Raw genomic sequence first — 25837 nt, 5'->3', positions numbered from 1 at the left:
ATCGCAGCCCCCTACCCCGTCCGACGCGCCGGCTCGCGGGCAATTGAGCGACCTGTCGATGGTCTGGAGCCGCGCCGCGGCCTATCCGGGTCATATCGCCATCGCAGCAATGGCGCTGCTGACCACGTCGGCGGCGACGATCGCGATCCCGTACGGCTTCAAGCGCGTGGTCGACCGCGGCTTCGGCGGCGTCGCGACCGGGGCGGGGGGCGGCAACGTCTCGTCGTCGTTCCATTACCTGCTGATGATCGTCGTCGTGCTGGCGATCGGCACCGCGATCCGCTTCTATTTCGTGTCGTGGCTGGGCGAGCGGGTGATCGCCGACATCCGCACCGCGGTCCACGCCAACCTGCTCCGCCTCGCGCCCCGCTTCTACGAAGTGAACCGTCCATCCGAGATCGCGTCCCGGATGACGTCGGATACGACGATCATCGAGTTCATCGTGTCGAGCACCGTATCGATCGCGCTGCGCAACACGCTGACCGGGATCGGCGGGCTGATCTACCTGTTCGTCATCTCGCCCAAGCTGGCGGGGATGCTGATGATCGCGATCCCGCTGATGATCGGGCCGATGGTGGTGCTGGGCCGCCGTCTTCGCACGCTGTCGCGCACGTCGCAGGACCGGGTGGCGGAGGTCGGCGCGGTGGTGACCGAGACGCTGGGTGCGATGAAGGTCGTGCAGGCGTTCGGACAGGAGGCGCGCGAGCATGGCCGGTTCGGCACGGCGGTGTCGGAGACGTTCGAGACGGCGAAGCAGCGCATCCTGCTGCGCGCCGGCATGACGGCAGTGCTGATCGCGCTGGTCTTCGGATCGATCACGCTGGTGCTGTGGGAAGGCGCGATCGACGTTGCGGCCGGTCGGCTGAGCGGAGGATCGATCGCCGCGTTTGTGCTGACCGGCGGCATCGTCGCGGGCGCGGCCAGTGCCCTGACCGAAGTCTACGGCGACCTGCTCCGTGGTGCCGGCGCGGCGTCGCGGCTGGCGCAACTGCTGCGCGAGCCGGCGGAGATCGCGGCTCCCGCCCGACCGACGCCGCTGCCGCAGCCGGCGCTGGGCGCGCTGGCGTTCGAGCAGGTCGCGTTCCGCTATCCGACGCGGCTGGAGGTCGCGGCACTGGACGATTTCTCGCTGTCGATCGCGCCGGGCGAGACGGTCGCGGTGGTCGGCCCGTCCGGTGCGGGCAAGTCGACGCTGTTCCAGCTTGCCGAGCGCTTCTACGATCCGCAGGGCGGCCGCATCACGATCGACGGCGTCGCGCTGCCCGATGCCGATCCCGCCGCGGTGCGTGCGCGCATCGCCATGGTCCCGCAGGAGACGGTGATCTTCGGCGCATCGGCGCGCGACAACCTCCGCTACGGCCATTGGGAGGCGGGCGACGACGCGCTGTGGGCGGCGGCGGAGGCGGCGAACGCGGCTGATTTCCTGCGCCGGCTGCCCGAGGGGCTGGACACGTTTCTGGGCGAGGGCGGCGCGCGCCTGTCGGGCGGTCAGCGGCAGCGGATCGCGATCGCCCGCGCGCTGCTCCGCGATGCGCCGATCCTGCTGCTGGACGAGGCGACGAGCGCGCTCGATGCCGAAAGCGAGCGGCTGGTGCAGGAGGCGCTGGAACGGCTGATGGCGACGCGCACGACGCTGGTCATCGCGCACCGGCTGGCGACCGTGCGCGCCGCCGACCGGATCGTGGTGATGGATGAGGGCCGGATCGTCGAGCAGGGCAACCACGCCGCGCTGATCGCCCGTGGCGGCCTCTATGCCCGGCTGGCGAGCCTGCAGTTCAACGAGGCGGCGTAGGTCGGATCGTCAATCGGGCTGTTGGAGACGAGACATTCCAGTCTCCGTCATCCCGGACGTGTTCCGGGTTGCACAGTGCAGGAAGCGCAGTGCCTGAAGCCGCTTGCCGATGCGCGTGCCGCGAGGTGGACCCCGCAACACGTCCGTGACGACGTCGGGGTTAAAGGCAGCGGAGCGAGAGAGCGTCATCACATAGGTCTGAACCGTTCGTGCTGAGCCTGTCGAAGTACAGGTGGGACTCGTGCCCTTCGACACGCTCAGGGCGAACGGGTTGGGTGGAACGTCTTGTCCTCCTGCTCCAACTCGCATCGGTCCCCTATGAGAGGAGGGTCGGGTGGGGCTTCCTCACCCAGCCTTGCGTTTGCGCGGCTTGGGCAGCGGCAGTTCGGCGGCGGTGACGCGGATGAGGTCGGTCAGCCAGTCGCGATCGTCCCAGCGGTCCTGATCGATCGACAGGCACGGCTTCGCACCCGGATAGGGTGCGGCTTCCTCGACATCGCCGGCGACCGCGCGGCCACCTTCGGTCGGCTTGACGAACAGCCGGTCGTCGCAGACCAAAGCGACCATCCTGCCGTCGCAATAGAGGCCGTATTCGCCGAACATCGGTTTCGCCGCGACATCGCCCGCGGCAGCGATCTGGTCGACGATGAAGTCGACAATTCTGCGATCGGAGGCCATCGATACAGTCTGGCAGATCGCAGCCGGCATGACGATGCGTTTCGCTTGCCGCGCGTCGGCGAACGCGGCATTTTCGCAATCCTGAGGAGAGATGACGATGCGCGATTTCGACCTGATCGTGTACGGCGCGACCGGTTTCACAGGGCGACTGGTGGCGGAATATCTGGCCGCGACCTATCCGGGGCATGGCCGCTGGGCGATGGCCGGGCGCAGCCTGTCGAAGCTGGAGGAGGTACGCGACCTGATCGGCGTCCCCGCCGACGTGCCGCTGATCGTCGCCGATGCGGACGATCCCGCCAGCCTCACCGCTCTCGCGGCGCGAACCGAAGTCGTGGTGACGACGGTCGGCCCCTATCAACTCTACGGATCGGCGCTGGTCGCGGCGTGCGCGGCGGGCGGTACTGCCTATGTCGACCTGTGCGGCGAGCCGGCGTGGATGCGCCAGATGATCGACGCGCATCAGGACGCCGCCAAGGCATCCGGTGCGCGCATCCTCTTCTCGTGCGGGTTCGATTCGATCCCGTTCGATCTCGGCGTGCTGACCGCGCAGGAAGCGGCGGTCACGCGCTTCGGCCGGGTCGCGCCGCGCGTGAAGGGGCGCGTGCGGCGGATGCAGGGCGGCTTTTCCGGGGGCACGGCGGCCAGCCTGAAGGCGACGCTGGCGGCGGCGGCGCGCGATCCGTCGCTGGTCATGCTGCTGACCAATCCCTTCGCGCTGACGCCGGGCTTCACCGGGCCGCACCAGCCGACCGGCCTGCTCCCGGAATTCGACACCACGCTGAACGCGTGGGTCGCGCCGTTCGTGATGGCCCCGATCAACACCAAGAACGTGCACCGCACCAATTTCCTGCTCGGCCACCCGTACGGCACCGACTTCGTCTATGACGAGATGATGGTCGCCGGGCTGGGCGATCTGGGCAAGGCGGCGGCGGAGGCGCTGGGCAAGCTCAACCCGTTCGCAGGCGACAAGGGGCCAAAGCCGGGCGAGGGACCGTCGAAGGAAGAGCGCGACGCCGGGCATTACGACATCCTGTTCGCGGCGCTGACCCTCGATGGCGGCCGCGCCGACGCGGTCGTCACCGGCGACCGCGATCCGGGTTACGGGTCGACGTGCAAGATGCTGGCGGAAACGGCCCTGTGCCTGGTCGGCGGCGAGGCGAAGGGCGGCGTGTGGACGCCGGGGGCGTTGCTCGGCGCGACGTTGCGCGATCGGTTGCAGGAGAAGGCGGGGCTGACCTTTACCGCCTGTTGAGCAACTATTCGGCGATCGAGAAGGCAGCGGCGGCAGCAAGTGCGGTCGCGACGACACCCGTGGCGGCGACCAGCGCCGCGGCACGGCGGCGAACGGTCGTGCGGAAACGGGCCAGCCGCGATGAGTCGAGATAATAACGGCCGGGCGCAGCGGCGACGATCGCGCCGTGGCGTGCGAGTTGTGCGAACATGCGGGCAAGTGCCGGATCTTCGCCCGGATCGAACGCCATCGCCGTATCGGGCGTGGTCGCACGGGCCGCGGCGAAGCGGCTGACGATGGTCTTGCGGGCGGCGGATCGGCGAAGCATGCCGGCCTCTTTAGCGGACGGACATTGATGAAGGTTTAGACGGGATCGAAACGGGGGGACGATCGCCTCCCCCCTGCCCGACGATCAGGCGAGTTTCGGCGGCTCGATCCCCTCGTTACGATAGAATTGATCGATCTCCAGCTTGGCGGCGGCGATCTTCGGGTCCGCTTTCAGGAGGATGTTGAGATCGTTGAGGCTGGCGCGCCGCTGCTGGACATAGGTCACGGCGTTGCGGTGAGCGGTGTCCGGGCCGCCGCTGATCTTCGCGTTGAATTTCTCGCGAAGCTCCGCGGCTTCGTCGAGCTTCTTGATCGCGGTGGCGAGATCGCCCTTGCCGGCCGCGGTTCGGGATGCGTCCTCGGCGACGTGATAGGCACGGACGAGCGGGCTCGGGCTATCCGACGGCACGATCGGGGCATTGGTGTGTGCGCGTCCGGCCGACGACCGGTGCGTCGCGAACTTCGCGCCGCCCGAGGCCACCTCGCCATACACGCCGGTCTCCGCATTCGAGAGATATTCCAGCGGCGTAGCGTTGTACTTGACCTTGAACGCCGCATCTACCGTCGCACGCTTTTGCTGCGCGGCCTGCAAGCCGCCGAGACTCCAGGGGTTTGTCGCCATGATAGGTTCCCGTCTGTTCCGGCCCACGGGCCGTCTCGTCGAAGACAAACGCTTACCGAATAGCGGGTTTCGACTCGCCGCTATTGCTGAACAGAGAGCCTATCATCTGCAACTGTGCGGGGGCCAGTCCAACTTCTCCTACCGGCGCTTCTTGCCGTCGTGGCGGATATTGGCGGGGCGTCCACGCTTGACGATGCGGCGGGGGCCACCGTTCTTGCCGCCGCCACCACGATGCCCGCGCGGCGATGGAGCCGCGCCGAGGCCGCCCGGTGGTTCGAAGCGCAATGCGCCCGATACCGGGTTCGCCTCCGCCAGCCGCAGGCGCAATCGCTGGCCGAGTGCATATTGGTCGCCGCTGTCCTCGCCGGTCAGCGTCCGGCCCGCCTCGTCGAAGCGGAAATATTCGCCACCGAGATCGCGGACCGGCATCAGGCCGTCGCCACCGATCCCCTCCACCGTCGCGAAGAAGCCGTAATTCTGGACGCCGGTGATCCGCACCTCGACCTCGTCGCCGACGCGCTCGGACAGGAAGGCGGCGACATAGCGGTCGATCGTATCGCGCTCCGCCTCCATCGCGCGGCGTTCGAGCTGGCTGATATTCTCGCCGATCCGCTCCATCTCGTCGTCGGCGGGCGCTAAGCCGCCGGGGCCGAGCGCATAGGCGGCGACCAGCACGCGGTGCACGACGAGGTCGGCATACCGGCGGATCGGCGACGTGAAGTGCGCGTAGCTGCCCAGCGACAGGCCGAAATGGCCGTGATTGGCCGGCGCGTAATAGGCCTGGGTCTGCGTGCGCAGCACCTGCTCCATCACCTGCGGACGGAAATCGGCATCGCCGATCCGGTCGAGGATGCGATTGAACGTCGCCGGCTTCACGACCTGTCCGAGCGCGAAGGGCACGTCGAACGTGTCGAGATAATCCTTCAGCGCAACCAGCTTCTCGCGGCTGGGGGCCTGATGGACGCGGTACATGACGGGGGCCTTCTTTGCCTCCAGCGCCTTTGCCGCGGCGACGTTGGCGGCGATCATGTAATCCTCGATCAGGCGATGCGCGTCGAGCCGCTCGCGCGGGGCGACCGACAGGATTCGGCCCTTCTCGTCGAGCACGACGCGCCGTTCGGGCAGATCGAGATCGAGCGGCTCGCGCGCATCTCGCGCCTTGGCGAGCGCGCGCCAGCACGACCAGAGGTTCTGGAGGCCGTGCCCCAATCCGAGGTCCTGCTTCTGGTCGATCGCCGCCTGCGCGTCTTCGTACGCCAGATTGGCGGCGATCCGCACGACCGCGCGCGAGAACCGCCACGAGAGCAAGACGCCCGCCGGACTGATCCGCAGATGGCAGGCAAGCGCGGCGCGGTCCTCGCCTTCCTTCAGGGAGCAGACGTCGGCGGAGAGGATCTCCGGCAGCATCGGCACGACGCGGTCGGGGAAATACACCGAATTGCCCCGCCGTCGCGCCTCGCGATCGAGGTCCGAGCCGGGGCGGACATAGAAGCTGACATCGGCGATCGCGACCACCGCCTGCCATCCGCCCTCGTTCGCCGGATCGTCGTCCGGCGCGGCCCAGACCGCGTCGTCGTGATCGCGCGCATCGGCGGGATCGATCGCCACGATCGGCAGGTGGCGCAGATCCTCGCGGTCCTCGCCCAGCGCCTGCGCCGCCGAACGACGCGCCTCGTCCAGCGTATCCTCCGAAAATACGTCCGGAATGCCGAGCTTGTGGATCGCGATCAGCGAGAAGCTGCGCGGGGCGAACGGATCGCCCAGCCGCTGGACGACGCGGACCGTGATGCGCGGCGGTCGCCCCGCGATCTCGCACAGGACGAGGTCGCCCGCCTGCGCGTCGCCGGTGTCGGACACGGGAAACTCGCGCCGTTCCTTCTTCTCGACGCCGGTCAGCCAGTATCGCTTCAGCGGCCCGCTGCCCTCTTCGCGGAGGACGCCGAGGATCTGTTCGGAGGCCGGGGCCAGCACCTTCATCGAGTGCGCGGTCCAGCCGTTGCCGGTCTCCTCCGTGCGGGCGAGGACGCGCTGACCGATGCCGAGCGCGCCGCGCTTGCGCTCTCGCACGCGAATGCGCGGGATCGGCACGCCGTCCGCCTCCCACCGTTCCGGCTGCGCCCACACATTGCCGCCGTCGTCGACGTCGACGATCTTCAGCACGGTGACCTTGGGCAGACCGCCCATCTTGTGAAAGGCGCGGCCGGGAGCGCTGTCGATCAGCCCCTCGTCCGCCATGTCCTTCAGCAGCGCCTTGAGCGCGATCTTCTGCTGCGCGGTCAGACCGAAGGCGCGCGCGATCTCCCGCTTGCCGGCGGGGGTGTCGGACGCGGCGATGAAATCGAGGATCTGGTCGCGCGTGGGAAGGCCGGGAACGGGTTTTGCCATCGACGGGAGATAGGGGTTCCCGCGGCCGGCGTCATGCCCTGAAAACGCGAACGGCCGCCGAACCCCTGGGGTCCGGCGGCCGCGAACGCACTATCGTCTGGGTCGGATCAGCCGAAGCTGACCGTCGTCTTCACCGCACGGCGACGGCGCAGCGCACCACCGGCCATGCCGACGCCCAGGATCATCATCGCCCACGTCGCCGGCTCCGGCACGGGTGCGATGGCGAGACCGAACAAAGCCTCCTGCGTCATCCCGACCTGAGTCAGCGCGCCGGTGTTCAGATCGATCGTATAGAGGCGACGGCCGTTTGACACGAAGGCATCGGTGCCCAGGATATCGAAGCTGGTGCGCGAACCGAGCTCATCGCCCAGCGTGCCGACCGTCGTCAGCGTACCCATGCTGTTGGCCTGACGCGTGAGGACACCGGTCGTCGAGTCGATGCTGTACAATTGCGTCGTGGTCGTTGGGCCGCTCAACGACTGCGTGTAGGCCCCGGCGGTGACGCCCGGCGTCTTGCCCGCGTTGACGTCACCGGCGGCGTAGAACACCGACGTCGCCATCGTCAGCGAACCGTCATTCGGGTTGAAGACGTAGTTCTGGGTGGAATTGCTGACGATCCGCAGGCGATCGATCGTCGGGTTGAAGTCGAACGCGAACTCCGTGCCCGTCAGCGCCAGAACGCCGCTGGCCGCCGTGGCGACACCGGTGCTGCGATTGACGGTGTAGACGATATTGTCCGAACCCAGCGCGTAGAGCTGACCGGTGAGCGGGCGGAAATCGATCGCCTTGATGCTGTCGCCGATCCCGGTGATCTTTACCGATCCGGTCTGCACGCCGGGGGCCGCGGTGTTGTAGGAGATCAGTCGGTTGAGTTCGTTCACACCGTAGATCGTCGCCGCGTTGGCGGTGGTCGCCGTACCGGCCATCAGCAGACCGGCCAAAATCACCATCTTCATCGAAGCACTCCCCTTTACAGACATCCAGACCGATCTCCGGCGGCGTCGCGCGAGCGGACTGCCGATGAAATATCGTTCATCAACAGTTAACGCATTTCGCCCCGGATCGATACCGCTTCGGCCTAAATTTATTTTAATTTTCGACGCTGCGATGCTGCATCCGGGCCGGATCTTCCATCGTATCTGGCACCTGTCCAAAACGCGATTCAGCGATGTGTTCCGCTGCCGGCCTGGATCACCTCGATCACGGTGTCGCCGTTCTCCAGGCGGACACCCTCGGTTTCCCAGAATCCGATCACCCGATCACCGCGATAGATGCGCAGGATGCGGGTATCGCCGCTATCCCGCGGACCCTGGCCGATCTCGTCCGGTCGCACCGAGCGCTCGCGAAGCTCCGCCTTGCCGCCGCGGGTGACGAGATCGGCGACGTAATCGGCGACATGCGGTCCGTTGGTGCACTGCGCCAGCAACTGGCCGCCGAAGCTGACGGGATTGACGATGATCGTCGCGCCGGCATCCCGCGCCAGCAGTTCGTTCTCGATCGCCGCTATCGACACCGCCACGCCCGCCTGCGGGGCGAGGCGACGGACGGTCAGGACGATCAGCACCGCCGTATCGTCCCGTCCGGGCGCGACGATGACGGACGAGGCGACCTCGACCCGGGCGATCGACAGCACCGCGTTATGCGTCGCATCGCCCTCGACGGTCGCGACGCCCAGCTCCTCCGCCTCACGCAGGGCGTCCGCATCCTCGTCCACGACGACGATCGTGTCGGGCGGATGACCCCGTTCCAGCAGTTCCGCGACCGCCGCCGCTCCGGCCCGGCCATAGCCGCAGACGATGACGTGATCCTTCAGTTCGCGTCGTATCAGGCCCATGCGCCACCGCTCCCATCCCTGTCGCAGCATGAAGCTGTACGCGCTGCCGAGGAAGATTAGGAAGACGAAGATGCGGATCGGCGTGACGACGAACGTATCGAACATCCGCGCGGAGGTGGAGACGGGGACGATGTCGCCATACCCCACCGTCGTGACGGTGATGACGGTGAAGTAGACGACATCGAGGAAGGACACCGCCCCGTCGGTGTTGTCGCGCAGCCCGGTGCGATCGAACCAGTGCCCGCCCAGCGCGATGCCGACGAGGATCAGCACCGCCCCGGCCCGGATGCCGAGCGTCGTCAGCGGACTGAGCCGCCCCGCCCGGAAGAACCGGGGCCGCACGGCGGTGACGGCGGCACGCGCCGCCACCCGGCCCGGCGGCTGGGCACGGTGGCGAGGCTGGCGGCGCGGCGACGTCATGCGGGAGAGTGTATGAGCGCGCGGCGGCGGGGTCGACCTGCGATTAGGGCGTGCTCCTCTTTGCGCTCCCGACGTCTTCTACTCCCCTCCCCGACACCGAGGGGAGTGGACGATCAGTATGCGCGACCGATCAGCACTCGCTCCACCGCCGGTTCGCCCGTGAACACGCACGGTCCGCTGTCGCCGTGCGCCTGCCCCATCGGAGCATTACGGATCGTCAGCTTCAGGGACTTCAGCCGCTCCACGACCTTGTCCAGCGCCGCACCCGTGGGCTTCGACCAGCGGACGTCGACCCAGCCGGGGTTCTTCACCCCGTCCGCGAAATGCGCCTCGACGCCGGCCCAGTCGTCGACCGGTGTGACGCGGGCGCGCAACGCCTCGGTCGACCCGGTTAGCAGGCCCGCCTGCGCATCCTCCAGCGTCTGCGACAGCGTGTCGACCAGTTCGCCGCGCGGCATGACGGTCGACTTCAGCTTGCCGCCGTCCTGATACAGGTCCGTGCGCAGGATGACGGAGACGTTACCGCCCGCAACGTCGCGGCCGCCGACCTCGATCACGACCGGCGCACCCTTCTTCACCCAGCCCCAGCGCTTCGTCGCCGCCTTGGCAGGCTTCAGGTCGAGCAGCGCGCGCACCGGTTCGCCCAGCGCGGACAGGCCGGCGAGATCCTTCTGGAGCGACCGGCAATAGTCCACGATCGCCGCATCCTCCGGCTGGTCGCGCAGCATCGGCACGATCACCACCTGCCACGGCGCGATCGCGGGCGGCACGCGCAGGCCGTCGTCGTCGCCGTGGACCATGATGACCGCGCCGACCATCCGCGTCGACACACCCCAGCTCGTCGTATTGGCGAACTCCAGCTCGCCCGCCGCATTCTGGAACCGGATGTTCTGCGCGTGCGCGAAGTTGGTGCCCAGAAAATGCGACGTGCCCGCCTGCAGCGCCTTGCCGTCCTGCATCATCGCTTCGATCGAATAGGTCGCGACCGCGCCGGGAAACCGCTCGTTCTCGGGCTTCTCGCCGGTCAGAACGTGCACCGCGAGGCAGGTTTCGGAAAACTCGCGATACACCTCCAGCATGCGCAGCGTCTCCTCGCGCGCCTCGTCGGCGGTGGCGTGGGCGGTGTGGCCCTCCTGCCAGAGGAATTCGCTGGTGCGCAGGAACATGCGCGTCCGCATCTCCCACCGGACGACGTTGGCCCACTGGTTGATGAGCACCGGCAGGTCGCGCCACGACTGCACCCAGCGCGAGAAGGCGGTGCCGATCACCGTTTCCGACGTCGGCCGCACGACCAGCGGTTCTTCCAGCTTAGCGGTCGGATCGGGGGTCAGCCTGCCCTTCCCGTCAGACACCAGCCGATGGTGCGTGACGACCGCCATTTCCTTGGCGAACCCCTCGACATGCTCCGCTTCCTTTTCGAAATAGGAGAGCGGGATGAAGAGCGGGAAATAGCAATTCTCATGTCCAGTCGCCTTGATGCGATCGTCGAGCAGCCGCTGGATGCGCTCCCAGATCCCGTAACCCCACGGCCGGATGACCATGCAGCCCCGCACGCCGGACTCCTCGGCGAGATCGGCCTCCGTGATGACGGACTGGTACCAGGCGGCGAAGTCGGCTTCGCGCGTGACGGGGAGTGCATGCTTCATGGCGGGATCGCCTAGCGGTTCGCAGGGGTCAGCGGAAGTGGTGGTCCGCTCGCGGTCGTGCTGCCCCCAACGAAACGCGCAAGAAACCACGCCAAGCCGCTGAAAACCCGCTAACGCCGCTCGCGTGACCCAATCCGTCGACCGTCTCGCGCCTGCCATCCTGTTCCGGCTGCTGTCGGTCGTCCTGTTCGCCGGCATGAACGCTTGCATCAAGCTGGGCGAGGTGCACGGCGCTTCGCTGGGCGAGCTTTTGTTCTTTCGTCAGGCGGGCGCGGCGGTGCTGGTGACGGCGGTGATCGCCGCCGGGCCGGGGCTGGCGACGATCCGGACGCAGCGGATCGGGGCGCATATCCGGCGCGCCGTCGTCGGGCTGACGGGGATGATGTTCGTGTTCTCGGCGATCATCACCCTGCCGCTCGCGGAGGCGACGGCGCTCAGCTTCTCGACACCGATCTTCGCGACGATCCTGGGCGCGATCGTACTGGGGGAGCCGACCGGGTGGCGGCGGTGGGCGGCGGTGCTGACCGGGTTCGTCGGCGTCGTCATCGTCGCGCGGCCCGGCGGTCACGACCTGCCGCCGATCGGCATCGCCTATGGACTGGTGGCGGCGGTGACGACGGCGACGGTGTTCATCCTGTTGCGCCAGATCGGCCGGACGGAGCGGGCGCAGACGACCGTCTGGTGGTTCTCCGTCCTGTCGCTGATCCCGCTCAGCGTCGTCTATGCGGTGACGGCGCAGACGCATGACGCGACCGGCTGGGCGATCCTCGCGGCGACGGGGCTGTTCGGCGGCGCGGCGCAGCTCGCGATGACGGCGTCGCTGCGCTACGGATCGGTGTCGCTGGTCGTGCCGATGGATTATTCGTCGCTGTTGTGGGCGACGTTGCTCGGCTGGTGGCTGTTCGGGACGCTGCCGGGCGATACGACGTGGATCGGGGCGCCGATCATCGTCGCATCCGGGCTCTACATCGTCTGGCGCGAGCAGGTCCGCCGCCGCGAGACGACGGAGACGGCGATCAGCGTCGAATAGTCATCGCGGAATGACCGGCCCGCGCGCGGTCGTCAGCATCCGGCGCGCGCGCAGGAACATCTCCAGCCGCTGCGCCGCGAACAGGCCGAGCGCCAGCGACATCAGCATGTCGGTCATTGCCAGCGTATCGAGGTGCAGCCATCCCGCGCCGCCCGCCCGCGCGCCCTGTCGCACGGCGACGATCGCGAGGATGAACAGCATCGCGGCGGGCGACGAACTCTGGCTGAGCGCGTGCGTATCTGGATCGACGGTGATCCGCATCAGCTTCCCCCGCGTCCAGCCCAGCGCCCCGCCGAGCAGCAGCGCGGCGACGCAAAACGCCCAGCCCCAGCCGACCGGCGGCGCGTTGGCGAAGGTAACCCCTACGACGACCGCGAACAGCGCCGGCAAAATCCACAGCCGCTCGATCTTCAATGGGCGCAGGCGGCTCATCCGCCGCCATCGCACCGCGAATATGACAAGGATAACAATCGTTGTTACGACATAGGTCAGGAGACTCGACTGTCCGTCCGCGTGCATGCAAGTGTCCCCGGGCACCCGTGCCCGCGCCTTCATGCGCAAGCGGGGACGCGGCGTCCAGCGGTGGATGGCGGCGTTGGCCGAACAATGGAGACGTGGATTGCGACAGCCCGACACCCGTCCGTTCCTGACGGAGCGGACCGTGATGACGCTGGGGTGGATCGCGACCGCGGCACCGGTGACGATGTACGTGTCCTATGTCGACCAGATCCGGCTGAACCTGTCGGGCGAAAAGGGGTCGATGATCCAGCCGCTGGCGACCGTCGTGAACTGTTCGCTCTGGGCAGCCTATGGCTTCCTGCGGCATCCGAAGCGGGACTGGCCCATCGTGCTGGCGAACGCGCCGGGCATCGTACTGGGCGCGCTGTCGCTGGCGACCGCGTTCTGATCCCGGCTATCGTGCGCCCGCCGCAAGGCGCAGGGATGCCGGCGCGTCCGCCGCGACGACCATCTCCGCCCGGTCGGCGATCGCCGCCGTCCCCCGCTTGATCCGCTTGGCCCGGTACAGCGCCTGATCGGCCGCCTCCAGCAGGGCGGATCGGGTCACGTGCCGCGCATCCAGCCCGCAGACGCCGATCGTCGCCGACACCATGATCCGGTCCTCGCCGTGGCCGATACCGTAGCGCAGATCGAACAACAGCCGGCTCAGCAGCCCGACCATATTGGCACGGGCATCGTCACCGCGCAGCAGCAGCACGAACTCGTCGCCACCCAGCCGCGCGACGAAGCAATCCTCCAGATAGGTCGCCGACCGCAGTCGGCCAGCGACAACCCGCAGCACCTCGTCGCCACGCGCGTGGCCAAAGCGATCGTTGACGTCCTTGAACCGGTCGAGATCGAGCAGCGCCACGGCGAGTGGCGTATCGTCGCGTCGCGCCTGTTCGATCGCCGCATCGAGATGCCGGTTGAGGCCGCGCCGGCTGGCAACCTGCGTCAGTTCGTCGGTCTGCGCGGTTGCCAGCAGGCTCTGTTCGAGGCGATATCGCTCGGTGACGTCCTGGATCACGCCGACGACAGCGATACGCTCGCCGCCGGGGGCATGTTCCGCCTCGCCCATCGCGCGCACGCGGCGCTGTTCGCCCCGCGCGGTGACGAATTCCAGCTCCAGATCATAGGCTTCGCCGGTGGCGATACAATTCGCCAGCGCCGCCTCCAACAGCGCGCGATCGTGCGGCGGATAAAAGTCGAGCGCGGTCGCCAGCGCCTCTCCATCCGCCGGCGTCAGGCCGTGGATCGCGTAGGTCTGGTCCGACCATTCGACGGCGTCTCCGCGCAGGTCGAGCCGCCACGAGCCGATGTTCGCCATCCGCTCCGCCTGCTGCAACTGGCGCTGCATCCGGTCGATGCCGATCAGCGCCTCCTGCCGTTCCAGGGCCGCCGTCACCGCCTCCCGCGTGGCGACGCGCAGTTCGAACAGCGTCTCGACCAAGGTCGCCATCTGGCGCAGCATGGCGATCTGGTCGGGCGTCGGATTGCGCGGGCTGTCGTCGATGACGCACAGCGTCCCCAGCGGCAGCTTCGGTTCGCCCGGCCGCTTCGCGGCGCGGACCGGCATGCCCATATACGCCCGGACGAACGGCGGACCGAGTACCAGCGGGTTGGCCGCGAAGCGCGGATCGAGCATCGTATCGCAAACGATCAGGAGGTCGTTGGCGGCGACCGCGTGCGAACAGAAAGCGATATCGCGGTTCGTCTGCGTTTCGCACAGGCCCTGTCGCGCCATGAACCACTGGCGGTCGGCATCGACCAGCGACACCAGCACGATCTTCCACCCGAACATGCGCCGCGTCGCCTCGACGATGGCGTCGAACTCCGCCTCCGCGGGGCGGTCGAGAATGTCGAGGGTGCGCAGCACCTCGAGGCGCTGACGCTCGAAGCGATCGGGCATGCGCTTCCCTCGCACGGCGAACCTTGCTGCCACGCTAACGAAGCGCGCGGCTGACAAGGTTTGCGACGAGCGGTGGGGTCGTTACGCCGCATTCGCGACGACAGGACCGGTTAACGCCCCGGTATCATTCCGCGGCGGCCGCGACCGGCGTGGGATTCTTCCACGTCAGCACGGGCTTACGCGCGGCCAGCGTCTCGTCGAGGCGGGCGCGCGGCGCGAAGTGCGGCGCGGACTTCAGCGCCGTATCGCCCGCCTTGGCCCGTTCCGCCACCGACCGCAGCGCGCCGATGAACTGGTCGAGCGCCGCCTTCGATTCGGTTTCGGTCGGCTCGACCAGCATCGCACCGTGGACGACGAGCGGGAAATACACCGTCATCGGGTGGTACCCCTCGTCGATCAGGCCCTTCGCCACGTCCAGCGTCGAGAAACCGTCCGCCAGATTGGCGTCGCTGAACAACGCCTCGTGCATGCACGGCCCCGATCCGCCGAACGGCGCATCCAGCGTGTCCTCCAGCGAGCGCAGCACGTAGTTCGCGTTCAGCACTGCATCCTCAGCGACCTGACGCAGGCCGTCCGCGCCGTGGCTGAGGATATAGGTCAGCGCGCGGGTGAACATGCCCATCTGACCATGGAACGCAACCATGCGGCCGAACGAATCCGGATTCCGATCGTCGACGCTTTCCTCTTCGACCAACGTGATGTGACCGTCGCCATGGCGTTCGGTGAAGGGCAGCGGCCCGAATGGAGACAGCGCTTCCGACAGCACCACCGGCCCCGACCCCGGCCCGCCGCCACCGTGCGGCGTCGAGAAGGTCTTGTGCAGGTTGATGTGCATCGCGTCGACGCCCAGATCGCCCGGCCGCACGCGACCGACGATGGCGTTGAAGTTCGCGCCGTCGCAATAGACGTAGCCGCCGGCGGCGTGCACCGCGTCCGAAATCTCCTTCAGGTCGCGCTCGAACAGGCCGCAGGTGTTGGGGTTGGTAATCATCACCGCCGCCACGTCCGGCCCGAGCCGCGCCTTCAGCGCCGCGGTATCGACGCGGCCCTCGGCGGTCGCGGGAATGTCCTCGACCTGGAAACCCGCGAAGGCGGCGGTCGCGGGATTGGTGCCGTGCGCGCTTTCGGGGACGAGGACGACCTTGCGATGCCCCTCGCCGCGCTTCTCCAGCGCCGCCTTGATGCACAGGATGCCGCACAGCTCGCCATGCGCGCCCGCCTTCGGGCTCATCGCGACGCCGTGCATGCCCGTCAGCTTGATGAGCCACACCGCCAGTTCGTTGATGACGGCGAGCGCCCCCTGCACCGTGTCGACCGGCTGCAAGGGATGGACGTCGGCAAAGCCGGGCAGCCGCGCCATCTTCTCGTTCAGGCGGGGGTTGTGCTTCATCGTGCACGATCCTAGCGGGAACAGCCCGAGATCGATCGCGTAATTCTGCCGCGACAGGCGCGTATAGTGGCGCACCGTCTCCGGTTCCGACAGACCCGGCAAGCCGATCGGTGCGGTCCGCGCGAGCGAGCCCAGCTTCGACGCGGTCGTGACCGGGGCCGCGACCTCGACGCCGGTCGTCTCGGTGGAGCCGATCTCGAAGATCAGCGCCTCTTCCAGCATCAGCGCCTTATTGCCGGTGGAGGTCTGCGGCGCGCCGCCCGATCCGGCCACCATCCCAGGGCGCCAGCCGCTCTGGTTGATGCTCATGCCAGGATCTCCTGAAGCGCGGCGGCAAGGGTTTCGACATCCTCCGCCGTCGTGGTTTCGGTCACCGCGACGACGAGGCCGTTCGCCAGATCGCCTTCGGCCGGATACAGCCGCCCGAGCGATACGCCCGCAAGGATGCCGCGATCCGCCAGCGTGCGGACGACGGGCCGCGCCTCGACCGGCAGCTTCAGCGTGAATTCGTTGAAGAAGCTGTCGTTGACCAGTTCGACGCCGGGCACCTTGGCCAGCCGCTCCGCCGCCGCAACCGCGCCGGCATGGTTCGTCGCCGCGAGTGCGCGGAGGCCCGCCTCGCCCAGCAACGTCATGTGGATCGAGAACGCCAGCGCGCAAAGGCCGGAATTGGTGCAGATGTTCGAAGTCGCCTTCTCGCGCCGGATATGCTGCTCGCGCGTCGACAGCGTCAGCACGAAGCCGCGCTTGCCGTTCGCGTCCACCGTCTCGCCGCACAGGCGGCCGGGCATCTGGCGGACATATTTGTCCTTGCACCCGAACAGCCCGACATACGGCCCGCCGAACTGAAGTCCCACCCCCAGCGACTGCCCCTCGCCGACGACGATGTCGGCATCCATCTCGCCCGGCGACCGGATCGCGCCCAGCGCCACCGGCTCCGTCACGACCGCGATCAGCAGCGCCTTCTTCGCGTGGCAGGCATCCGCCAGTGGCGTTAGGTCGGCGATACGGCCGAGAATGTCGGGATACTGGACGACGACGCAGGACGTATCGTCGTCGATCGCGGCGATCAGGCGATCGATGTCCATCTCCGGCACCAGCCACGGCGATGTCGTGTCGAGCACGTCGCCGGTATACTTCGCCATCGTCTTCGCGACCGACACGTAATGCGGGTGCAGCCCGGACGACAGGATCGCCTTGCCCCGCTTGGTGATGCGTCGCGCCATGCCGATCGCTTCCCAGCACGCGGTCGAGCCGTCGTACATCGACGCATTCGCCACGTCGGTGCCGAGCAGCCGTGCGACCTGCGTCTGGAATTCGAACAGCATCTGGAGCGTGCCCTGCGCGATCTCCGGCTGATACGGCGTGTAGGCGGTCAGGAACTCGCCGCGCTGGATCAGATGATCGACCGACGCCGGCACATGATGCCGGTACGCGCCGCAGCCCAGAAAGAACGGCACTTCGCCCGCGACCGTGTTCTGGCGGGCGAGCGCGGTCATGTGGCGTTCTACCGACAGTTCCGACGCATGGTTCGGCAGGCCGTGGACCGGCCCGTCGAGCCGCGCCGCCTCCGGCACGTCGACGAACAGATCGTCGATCGACGACACGCCGATGACCGACAGCATGGCATCACGATCGGACTGGGTAAGGGGCAGGTAGCGCATGTTTTACTCCATCCCTCCCGAAAGAGGGTCCTCCTCCCCTCCCGGCACGGGAAGGGAGGTCGGAAAATCAAAGCTTGGCGACGAACGCTTCGTACGCGGCTTCGTCCATCAGCTCGTCCAGTTCCGCTTCGTCCGACAGGGTGATGCGGAAGAACCAGCCTTCGCCCTCGGCATCCGAGTTCACCAGATCGGGCGAGTCGGACACCGCGGGATTGCCCTCCAGCACGCTCCCCGACACGGGCGAATAGACGTCGGACGCGGCCTTGACCGACTCGACGACCGCCGCCTCGTCGCCCTTCGACAACTGCCGGCCATCGGCGGGGACGTCGACGAACACGATGTCGCCGAGCTGGCTCTGCGCATATTCGGAAATACCGACGGTGCCGATCGCGCCGTCGACTTCGATCCACTCATGATCCTCGGTGAAGTAACGCATCTCAGGCTCCCGTCGTCTTGGATTGGCGGACGTAATTGTGCGGCACGAACGGCATCGCCGCGACCGTGGCCTCGTGGAACTTGCCGCGCTGCGACAGGCGCACCGCCGTGCCGGGCGTCGCGAGCGCGGTGGGGACGAACGCCATGCCGATCGGCGCGCCCAGCGTCGGGGCGAAGCCGCCGCTGGTGACGCGACCGATCGTCGCGCCGTCCACATTGACCACCGTCGCGCCCTCGCGCACCGGCTGGCGACCGGCGATGATCAGGCCGACGCGCTTCGTCGCCGGCCCGGTTTCGCGCTCCGCCAGAATGCGTTCGGCGCCCGCGAAATCGGCGGCCTCGCGGCGGCGCTTCGACAGCGCGAAACCGAGATCGGCCATCACCGGCGTCGTCTCCGGATCGAGATCGTGGCCATAGAGCGGCAACCCGGCCTCCAGCCGCAGCGAGTCGCGTGCGCCCAGACCGATCGGCTTCACCTCCGGCTCCGCGCAGATCGCGTCGGCGAACGCCGCGGCGGCTTCTGCCGGGATCGAGATTTCGAAACCGTCCTCCCCGGTATAGCCCGACCGGCTGATCCACAGCGGCGTGCCATTCCAGTCGAACGCACCCGCGGTCATGAACACCAGCGCCTCCACGCCGGGCACCAGCCGCTGGAGGGCGTCGACCGCCTTCGGCCCCTGCACCGCGAGCAAAGCCTGCTCGTCCTGCAGATTGATCGTTACGTCGTCGGACAGGACTTCGAGCAGATAGCCGATATCGTCATATTTTGTCGCGCCGTTGACGACCATGTAGATCTCGTCGGTGCCGTCGACGGTGCGGCGCGTGACCATCAGGTCGTCGAGGATGCCGCCATCCTCCGCCAGCAACAGCGAATAGCGCATCCGCCCCCGCCCGAGCCCGGTCACGTCGCCGGGCAGCACCGCCTCCAGCGCCTTCGCGACCGAATCGGTGTTGCCGCCCTCGTCGTCGCCGTAGGTGAAGACGAGCTGGCCCATGTGGCTGACATCGAACAGCCCTGCGGACTGACGGGTCCACAGATGCTCGGCCATGATGCCTTCGTACTGGACGGGCATCTCATAGCCCGCGAACGGGACCATCCGGCCCCCGCGGGCACGGTGCCACGCGTCGAGCGGCAGCAACTGGATGACGTCCTCGCCCTCGGGCGCGTCCTCGATCGCGACAACCTGTTCGCCGATTTGCAGATCGCTCATCGCACCGTACTCCATCAAGGCCGATCGACGGCGGGACGCCCGCTGCCGATCCGAACCCCCTCTGTCACGGTACCTGAGAGCTTTCGCAGGCGCACCTGCTTACCCCTTCGGTGGCCCCTGTTACGGGACGCTTTCCAGAGTGTCGTATAGCCTCGCGCGGTCCCTGGTGCCTGAGAGATTCCGGGGCGGTTGCTCCTTCGGCGGCCCCTGAAAGAGGCACTCTCCCGCGCATGGCATCGACATCGCAGCTGTGGCTAGGCGGGTGCCCCGAGTCAATCGGGAATGGCCGGCCGTATCCGTGTTTCCACCGCGGGCCGTATGCTCCCCCGCCATGCCGCGCTCGTGCCGGCATCGCGAACGGCGTTCGCCGCTTATCGTGTCGCGTTGTATCGCAACTGCGCGTCGTTGAGCTGGAACCCGACCAGCGCCTCGAAACTGGCCGCCAGCACCGCCTGCCGCACCTCGGGCTGGGTTAGCGGATCGACCGCGGCATCCTCGTCGCCGGCCTTGCGACGGCGGGTCAGGCGCTCGCGGATCGCGGGCGGCAACGTCGCGGCGGCGCGGCTGACGCTGGCGCCCGCCGTGCCGCTGACCTGCGCGCGGTCCTGACCGGCGGCGAACTGGAGCGTGATCGTGCCGACGCGCTTGGCGACGACGTTGCTGCCGCCGCGCAGGACGGTGATGAAATACGGCAGTGCCACCGTGCGCGCGACATCCGTCTTCACGCGGCGCGCCTGCACGTCGAACGTCACGTTCGTCGCGATGTCCGCGCCCGAATCGTCGCAGGTGGAGCGGACGTTGGTGATCGCCGCGGTCAGGTCGATCGCACTCTGCGCCTGGCTGGTCGGCGGGTCGAACAGCGTCACGTCACCCGTTCCCGCCGGCACGCCGACGATCGGGCATGCCGAGCGCACCGCGCTGACGCCGCCGGTCGAATCGAGTTCGCCCTTGCCCGCACAACCTCCGATCAGGCCGGCCGCACCGAGGACGAGAATGGCTGCAATCTTCACGGGCACACCTTGCTGACGACCCCGACCGGGGCACCGAGCGCCTGCCATAGGAACCGGGTTGGAGCCGCGCAAGCAATCCGGTAGAGCGCCGGGCATGTCGAAGCTGCCGCTGGAACTCCTCATCGCCGCCCCGCGCGGTTTCTGCGCGGGCGTGGACCGCGCCATCCGTATCGTCGAACTGGCGATCGAGAAGCACGGTGCACCCGTCTATGTCCGGCACGAGATCGTCCACAACAAGTTCGTGGTCGACAGCCTGAAGGCGATGGGCGCGGTCTTCGTGGAGGAACTGGACGAGGTGCCGGACGGCGCGCCGGTCGTCTTCTCCGCGCATGGCGTGCCGAAATCGGTACCCGCCGCGGCGCAGGATCGCGGCCTCGCCTATCTCGACGCGACCTGCCCGCTGGTGTCGAAGGTCCACCGCGAGGCGGAGCGTCAGGTCGCCGCCGGCCGCCATATCGTCTTCATCGGCCATGCCGGCCATCCGGAGGTAATCGGTACCTTCGGTCAGGTGCCCGTCGGCGACATGACGCTGATCGAGACGGTGGCCGATGTCGACGCGTTCCGACCGGCCAATCCGGACAACCTCGCCTTCCTGACGCAGACGACCCTGTCGGTGGACGACACGTCGGCGGTCGTCGCGGCACTGAAGGCGCGCTTTCCCGACATCCAGGGGCCGAAGGGCGAGGATATCTGCTACGCCACATCGAACCGCCAGGCGGCGGTGAAGGCGATCGCCTCCGCCTGCGACGCGATGCTGGTGATCGGTGCGCCCAATTCCTCCAACTCGTTGCGGCTCGTCGAGGTCGCGGAACGCGAAGGCGTGCCGGCGATGCTGATCCAGCGCGCCGCCGATCTCGACTGGGACTTTCTGGAAGGGGTCGGCACGCTCGGCCTGACCGCAGGCGCGTCCGCCCCCGAATTGCTGGTCCGCGAACTGGTCGACCGGCTCTCCACCCGCTTCGACGTGACCGAGCGCGAGGAAGAAACCACGCGTGAGACGATCGCGTTCAAGCTGCCACGCGGACTGGAAGCGGCGGCCTGAGCCCGCCGCAGGAGAGACGCGCATGGCCGTTTACACGCAAGTCTCCGCCGAGGCGCTGACACGCTTTCTCGCGCGGTTCGACGCGGGCGAACTCGTCTCGGCGAAGGGCATCGCCGAGGGGGTGGAGAACTCCAACTATCTCGTCGACACGACCGAGGCGCGGTTCATCCTGACGCTCTATGAAAAGCGCGTCGCAGCGGGCGACCTTCCCTTCTTCCTCGACCTGCTGGAGCATCTGGCGCAGCGCGGCAGCCCCGTGCCGCCCGCCGTCCCCGACCGCGACGGCACGACAATCCACGAGCTGGAGGGTCGCCCCGCCTGCCTGATCCGCTTCCTGAACGGCGTTTCCGTCACCGCGCCGACACCGGAGCAGGCACGTGCGGCGGGTGCGGCGATGGGGCAGATGCACCGCGCGCTGGAGGATTTCACCGGCCGCCGCGCCAACACGCTGGGTGTCGACGCGTGGCAGCCCTTGCTGGCGAAGTGCGGCCGCGACCTCGATACGATCGCGCCGGGCCTGTACGACGATCTTGCCGCGGGCCTACGGGCCGTGACCGCCGCATGGCCGCAGGGCGGCGACGTTCGCGTCATCCACGCCGACCTGTTTCCGGACAATGTGCTGATGCTGGGCGACCGGGTGACGGGGCTGATCGACTTCTACTTCGCGTGCACGGACCTGCGCCTCTACGACCTCGCAATCATGCACACCGCGTGGAGCTTCGATGCGCGCGGCGAAGCCTATGACGGCGACGTGGGGCATGCCCTGTTGGAGGGCTATGCTGCCACGTTCGGCCTCGCCGATGCGGAGCGTGCGCAGTTGCCGGTGTTGTGCATGGGTGCCTGCATCCGCTTCGCGCTGACGAGGGGCTGGGACTGGCTGAACACGCCGGCCGATGCGCTGGTGACGCGCAAGGATCCGGTCGCCTATACGCGCCGGCTCGCCTTCTACCGGGCGAACGGAACAGAGGTTTTCGCGTGACAGAAGTCGAGATCGCCACGGACGGCGCGTGCAAGGGAAATCCCGGACCGGGCGGCTGGGGCGCGCTGATCCGCAGCGGCACCACCGAGAAGGAACTGTCCGGCGGCGAAAAGCTGACGACCAACAACCGCATGGAATTGATGGCCGCGATCGAGGCGCTGAACGCGCTGACGCGGCCCTGCGCGGTGACCCTGTCGACCGACAGCCGCTACGTCATGGACGGGCTGACCAAGTGGATCCACGGCTGGCAGAAGAACGGCTGGAAGACCGCCGATCGCAAGCCGGTGAAGAACGCCGAACTGTGGCAGGCGCTGCTTGCGGCGGCAAAACCGCACAAGATCGACTGGAAATGGGTCAAGGGCCATGCCGGCCATCCCGACAACGAACGCGCCGACAGGCTGGCGAGCGACGCGGCGGTGGTGGCGGGACGGACGTAGCCCGAACTTCTCCTTCTCAAGGGGAAGAGGGAGCGGACGATCAGGCCGCTTTGGCCAGCACGCCCGCCGCATCCAGCGTCAGCACCGCCTCCGCCCCGCGCCCTCGCCCGGCCGAGCGCAGGTCCAGCCGGCCGCCCATCGCGGTCATCGCGTTGGCGCACCAGTGCAGACCCAGCCCGCCCGACTTGCCCGCGCGCGTCGAAAAGCCGCGCTGGAACACCATCATGCCCTGCGCCATGTCGAACCCCTCGCCATCGTCGCGTAACGACAGGCGGACGCGGCCGTCGCTGCGCGTCACCGACACCGCGATCGTGCCGCTGCCCCGCCCCGTCGCGACGATCGCCTCCGCCGCATTGCCCAGCAGGTTGCCGATCACCTGGCTCAGGATCACGCGATTCGCCATCGCCGGTACGACGCCCGCCGGCACCTCCACCGCGATCGTCGCATCGGCGGCATAGCGGGCGATGGCCGCGTTTCGGGCGACCAGATCGACCACGTCGCACGGGTCCAGCGGCGGGCGTTCGTGTGCGCGGCGCTGCTGGTCGCCGATGATCTCCAGCACATGCGCCATCGCCTCGCGGCCCACCGTCAGTTCGCCGCGAACCTGATCGCGCGCCAGCGCCTCCGCCTCCAGCGCCGCCGCCACGAACGCCGCCAGCTTCGCCCGCCGATCGACCGTCACGTCGCCGCGCGCCAGTTCGGCCAGCGCCCGGTCGAGCATCGCGCGATCGACCGGCGCGGGTTGCACCAGTCCCTGCGTCAGGATCGTGCTGATCGGGTTCAGCGCGTTGCGGACGTTATGCATCACCGCGACCGCGCTTTCGGAGCGGCCGAGTGCGAAGCTCTGCGCCTCGATCTGCCCGCGCAGGTCCGCCAGTTGACTCAGCATCGCGTTGAAGCTGCGGCCGAGCGAGCCGATCTCGTCGGGCCGCCCCTCATCCTCCAGCGGCGACAGCGCGCCGGAGCCGCTGACCCGCTGCATATGCGCCTCGACCCGCGCGAGCGGGGCCAGCACCAGCCGCGCGATCATCCGCCGCAGAACCATCAGCACCAGCAGCAGCAGCAGCGTCGATCCGGCGATGGCGAGCAGCAGCATGCGCCGGCCGAGCGCCTCCACGTCCTCCGCTACCGCCGCCCGCGCCGCAGCGGCCGCCTGCCTGGCGCCGATTAGCGTGGGGGGCAGCGCCGGTGCCAGCGCGCGTTCCACATACGCCTCCGCCACCCGCGTCTCCAGATGCGCGAAGCTGGGCGTGATGACGATCGCGAGCAGCACGGTGATCGCCAGCGCCCCGCCCGCGCCGACCGCGGTCAGGATCAGCACGAGCTTGCCGCCGAGCGAGGTCCGGCGGAGCAGCAGGCGAGCCAGCGGTCTCATGCGAAGGTCCGGCTGACCTCGCTGCGAAGGCTGCCGCCGATGAAGCGTTCGGCGGCCAGATCGCGCGCCTGCGCCGCCGAGACCGGCCGCGACAGCCAGTGACCCTGCAGGTGGCTCGCCCCCGCCAGTCGCAGCGCCTGCGCCTGCGCTTCGGTTTCGACCCCCTCGGCGATGATGCCCAGCCCCAGCGCGCGGCCGAGATGGATGATCGACTGCACGATCGCCGCCGACTCGCGTTCGCGGCCCATGCCGTCGATGAAACTCCTGTCGATCTTCAGGCAATCGAGCGCGAAGGTGCGGATGTTGTAGAGCGACGAATAGCCGGTGCCGAAATCGTCCAGCGCGATGCGGAATCCCAATGCCCGAAGCTGCGTCAGCGTCTCCGCCGCGCGACCGGCATCGTCGAAGATCGCGGTTTCGGTGATCTCGATCTGGATGCGCGCTGGCTCGATGCCCGCCGCTGCGACCTTGCCCGCGATATGGCCGACGAAGTCGTCACGGCGGAACTGGCGCGGCGAGACGTTGATCGAGGCGTATTGGCCGGGCCAGCGCCGCGCCTCCGCCAGCGCCTGTTCCAGCACCCAGTCGCCGAGGTCGTGGATCAGGTTCGATTCCTCGGCGATCGGGACGAACGTCTCGGGGCTCATCGGTCCATATTGCTCGGTGTTCCAGCGCAGCAGCGCCTCGAATCCCACCACCTCGATCCGGTCCCGCGACACGATCGGCTGATATTCCAGCGCCAGTTCGCCGCGCGAGATGGCGCTGCCCAGCCCGGTTTCAACGCGTCGGCGGAAGCGGATCGATTCGTCCATGCTCTCGTCGAACAGCCGCACGGTGCCGCGACCGTCGCGCTTGGCTTCGTTGAGGGCGAGGTCGGCGTGGCGCAGGACGTTGCCGGGCTCGCGATCCGTTCCGCCGTCCGTGACGATCAGGCCGCCCGACGCCCCGCCGCGCACCGAATGACCGAAGACGCGGATGGTGACCGAACACGCCGCGATGATGCGGTCGCACGCCAGCAGCGCCGCGCCGTCGTCGGATGTGTCGAACAGGATGCCGAATTCGTCGCCGCCCAGCCGCGCGACGAGCGCACCTTCAGGTGCCGCCCCCGCCAGTATCGCGCAGATTTCCTGGATCAGCCGGTCGCCCGCCATATGACCGAGCGTGTCGTTGACCAGCTTGAACCGGTCGAGATCGATCATCGCCGTCGCGAACCGGCCCGGCCGGCGGACGCGATCGGTCAGCGCGCGCTGGAAGGCCAGCCGGTTGGGCGCATCGGTCAGCGAGTCGTGCGTGGCGGTATGGATCGCACGGCTTTCGTTCGCCGCGAGTTCCAGCTTCTGCTCTTCGAGCTGAGCGACCTGCGCCGTCAACAGGTCCCGCGCCGCCGCCAGCTCGCGGTCGACATGCCAGCGCGCGGTGAGCGCAGTCGCGGTCTGGACGACCTCCGCGACCTCGAAAGGCTTGGCGACGTAGAAGATCTTGTCCGGCGGCCCTGCGACGCGGCCGATCTCCAGCGGTGAAAAATCCGAAAAGCCGGTGACGATGACGAGGTTGATGGCGGGGTCCAGCGCGCGGATGCGTCGCGCCGTCTCGCGGCCGTCGATCCCTGGCGGCATCCGCACGTCGATGAACGCAACCGGATAGGACGTGCCGGCGGCGAGCGCGTGCTCGACCTCCGCCACGGCGTCGAAACCCTGGTGACAGTGCGTCAGCGTGAAGGCGGGCGCGGCGGCAGGCGCGGCCTGATCGGTGCCGAACAGTTCAGCCGCCATCGCGCCCAGCGCCGCGCCGTCGCTGGCGACGGCGAAGCTGCGGCGATAACAGTCGTGCATGGCCGGTTCGTCATCGACGACCAGCAGTCGCTTGCCGCCTCCGTCCGAACCTTCCATCCCCGCAAGCTCCTTGCATATCGGTTGCCGAGG

23 protein-coding genes and 1 riboswitch are annotated in these 25837 nt (G+C 68.2%); of the genes, 7 read left to right on the top strand and 16 right to left on the bottom strand.

From position 1 onward, the window contains the following. The first annotated feature begins 58 nt into the window (after window positions 1–58). On the top strand, window positions 59–1792 hold the full coding sequence (locus tag ASG07_RS15225) for an ABC transporter transmembrane domain-containing protein (protein ID WP_156361903.1): 1734 nt from the start codon (window positions 59–61) through the stop codon (window positions 1790–1792). Window positions 1793–2137: 345 nt separating this feature from the next. Here the strand turns inward: ASG07_RS15225 and ASG07_RS15220 are convergent, their stop codons facing one another. Continuing rightward, entirely contained in the window at window positions 2138–2470 is a 333-nt protein-coding gene (locus tag ASG07_RS15220; RefSeq protein ID WP_055848905.1) for a TfoX/Sxy family protein, read from the bottom strand. 97 nt (window positions 2471–2567) lie between these two features. Between ASG07_RS15220 and ASG07_RS15215 the strand changes: the two genes are divergently transcribed. Then, window positions 2568–3722, top strand: coding sequence for a saccharopine dehydrogenase family protein (locus tag ASG07_RS15215; protein ID WP_055848702.1), 1155 nt, complete (start codon window positions 2568–2570; stop codon window positions 3720–3722). Between the two features lie 4 nt (window positions 3723–3726). Here ASG07_RS15215 and ASG07_RS15210 read toward each other — a convergent pair whose 3' ends face one another. The 6 genes from ASG07_RS15210 to ASG07_RS15185 all read right to left on the bottom strand — a co-directional run bounded on the left by ASG07_RS15210 (window position 3727) and on the right by ASG07_RS15185 (window position 10935). Next, window positions 3727–4029, bottom strand: a complete 303-nt coding sequence (locus ASG07_RS15210; protein ID WP_055848699.1) for a hypothetical protein — start codon at window positions 4027–4029, stop codon at window positions 3727–3729. Between the two features lie 84 nt (window positions 4030–4113). Continuing rightward, the gene (locus ASG07_RS15205; RefSeq protein ID WP_156361898.1) at window positions 4114–4650 is read right to left on the bottom strand and encodes a hypothetical protein; all 537 of its coding nucleotides are present in this window, start codon (window positions 4648–4650) and stop codon (window positions 4114–4116) included. A 138-nt stretch (window positions 4651–4788) separates the two neighbouring features. Continuing rightward, on the bottom strand, window positions 4789–7035 hold the full coding sequence (locus ASG07_RS15200; RefSeq protein WP_055848693.1) for a ribonuclease R family protein: 2247 nt from the start codon (window positions 7033–7035) through the stop codon (window positions 4789–4791). A 107-nt stretch (window positions 7036–7142) separates the two neighbouring features. After that, on the bottom strand, window positions 7143–7991 hold the full coding sequence (locus ASG07_RS15195; RefSeq protein WP_055848690.1) for a DUF4394 domain-containing protein: 849 nt from the start codon (window positions 7989–7991) through the stop codon (window positions 7143–7145). A 206-nt stretch (window positions 7992–8197) separates the two neighbouring features. Further along, complete coding sequence (locus tag ASG07_RS15190; protein WP_082474846.1) at window positions 8198–9289, bottom strand: potassium channel family protein; 1092 nt, start codon at window positions 9287–9289, stop codon at window positions 8198–8200. A 113-nt stretch (window positions 9290–9402) separates the two neighbouring features. Further along, window positions 9403–10935, bottom strand: a complete 1533-nt coding sequence (locus tag ASG07_RS15185; protein WP_055848687.1) for an aminoacyl--tRNA ligase-related protein — start codon at window positions 10933–10935, stop codon at window positions 9403–9405. A 124-nt stretch (window positions 10936–11059) separates the two neighbouring features. Here ASG07_RS15185 and ASG07_RS15180 point away from each other — a divergent pair, with 124 nt between their 5' ends. Continuing rightward, entirely contained in the window at window positions 11060–11965 is a 906-nt protein-coding gene (locus tag ASG07_RS15180; protein WP_055848683.1) for a DMT family transporter, read from the top strand. Here ASG07_RS15180 and ASG07_RS15175 read toward each other — a convergent pair whose 3' ends face one another. Next, window positions 11966–12484: a CcdC protein domain-containing protein gene (locus tag ASG07_RS15175; RefSeq protein WP_055848680.1), complete on the bottom strand. Its 519-nt coding sequence runs from the start codon at window positions 12482–12484 to the stop codon at window positions 11966–11968. On the opposite strand from ASG07_RS15175, the gene ASG07_RS15170 reads away from it, so the two are divergent. Continuing rightward, a complete protein-coding gene (locus ASG07_RS15170) occupies window positions 12483–12872 on the top strand; it encodes a SemiSWEET family transporter (protein ID WP_269082636.1) in 390 nt (129 codons plus the stop codon). The genes ASG07_RS15175 and ASG07_RS15170 overlap by 2 nt on opposite strands. 6 nt (window positions 12873–12878) lie before the next feature. Here ASG07_RS15170 and ASG07_RS15165 read toward each other — a convergent pair whose 3' ends face one another. The 6 genes from ASG07_RS15165 to ASG07_RS15140 all read right to left on the bottom strand — a co-directional run bounded on the left by ASG07_RS15165 (window position 12879) and on the right by ASG07_RS15140 (window position 20088). Next, complete coding sequence (locus ASG07_RS15165; protein WP_055848676.1) at window positions 12879–14372, bottom strand: sensor domain-containing diguanylate cyclase; 1494 nt, start codon at window positions 14370–14372, stop codon at window positions 12879–12881. 124 nt (window positions 14373–14496) lie between these two features. Beyond that, a complete protein-coding gene (gcvPB, locus tag ASG07_RS15160) occupies window positions 14497–16071 on the bottom strand; it encodes an aminomethyl-transferring glycine dehydrogenase subunit GcvPB (RefSeq protein WP_055848672.1) in 1575 nt (524 codons plus the stop codon). Then, entirely contained in the window at window positions 16068–17426 is a 1359-nt protein-coding gene (gene gcvPA, locus ASG07_RS15155; RefSeq protein ID WP_055848669.1) for an aminomethyl-transferring glycine dehydrogenase subunit GcvPA, read from the bottom strand. The genes gcvPB and gcvPA overlap by 4 nt, the downstream gene beginning before the upstream one ends. 67 nt (window positions 17427–17493) lie before the next feature. Then, window positions 17494–17862 (bottom strand): glycine cleavage system protein GcvH, encoded by a 369-nt coding sequence (gene gcvH, locus ASG07_RS15150; protein ID WP_055848666.1) that lies wholly within the window; start codon window positions 17860–17862, stop codon window positions 17494–17496. A gap of 1 nt (window position 17863) precedes the next feature. Further along, window positions 17864–19072 carry a glycine cleavage system aminomethyltransferase GcvT gene (gcvT, locus tag ASG07_RS15145; protein ID WP_082474858.1) on the bottom strand — a complete coding sequence of 403 codons (1209 nt, stop codon included), beginning with the start codon at window positions 19070–19072 and terminating at the stop codon, window positions 17864–17866. 147 nt (window positions 19073–19219) lie between these two features. Further along, window positions 19220–19309, bottom strand: a riboswitch (glycine riboswitch). A gap of 134 nt (window positions 19310–19443) precedes the next feature. Beyond that, entirely contained in the window at window positions 19444–20088 is a 645-nt protein-coding gene (locus ASG07_RS15140) for a hypothetical protein (RefSeq protein ID WP_443024613.1), read from the bottom strand. Window positions 20089–20176: 88 nt separating this feature from the next. On the opposite strand from ASG07_RS15140, the gene ispH reads away from it, so the two are divergent. From ispH to rnhA, 3 genes are read left to right on the top strand one after another with little or no spacing between them, the layout of a single operon-like run. Next, entirely contained in the window at window positions 20177–21124 is a 948-nt protein-coding gene (gene ispH / locus ASG07_RS15135) for a 4-hydroxy-3-methylbut-2-enyl diphosphate reductase (protein ID WP_055848664.1), read from the top strand. A 22-nt stretch (window positions 21125–21146) separates the two neighbouring features. After that, window positions 21147–22103 (top strand): homoserine kinase, encoded by a 957-nt coding sequence (gene thrB / locus ASG07_RS15130; protein ID WP_055848661.1) that lies wholly within the window; start codon window positions 21147–21149, stop codon window positions 22101–22103. Continuing rightward, a complete protein-coding gene (rnhA, locus tag ASG07_RS15125) occupies window positions 22100–22540 on the top strand; it encodes a ribonuclease HI (RefSeq protein WP_055848658.1) in 441 nt (146 codons plus the stop codon). Before thrB ends, rnhA begins: the two co-directional genes overlap by 4 nt. Window positions 22541–22580: 40 nt before the next feature. Here the strand turns inward: rnhA and ASG07_RS15120 are convergent, their stop codons facing one another. After that, window positions 22581–23915, bottom strand: a complete 1335-nt coding sequence (locus ASG07_RS15120; protein ID WP_055848655.1) for a sensor histidine kinase — start codon at window positions 23913–23915, stop codon at window positions 22581–22583. Next, the gene (locus ASG07_RS15115) at window positions 23912–25804 is read right to left on the bottom strand and encodes a putative bifunctional diguanylate cyclase/phosphodiesterase (RefSeq protein ID WP_236694713.1); all 1893 of its coding nucleotides are present in this window, start codon (window positions 25802–25804) and stop codon (window positions 23912–23914) included. Before ASG07_RS15115 ends, ASG07_RS15120 begins: the two co-directional genes overlap by 4 nt. Window positions 25805–25837 lie beyond the last annotated feature (33 nt).

The organism is Sphingomonas sp. Leaf343 (assembly GCF_001423765.1).
In the GTDB taxonomy this organism is placed as follows: Bacteria; Pseudomonadota; Alphaproteobacteria; order Sphingomonadales; family Sphingomonadaceae; genus Sphingomonas.
This window is presented reverse-complemented; position numbering and strand designations above follow the sequence as displayed.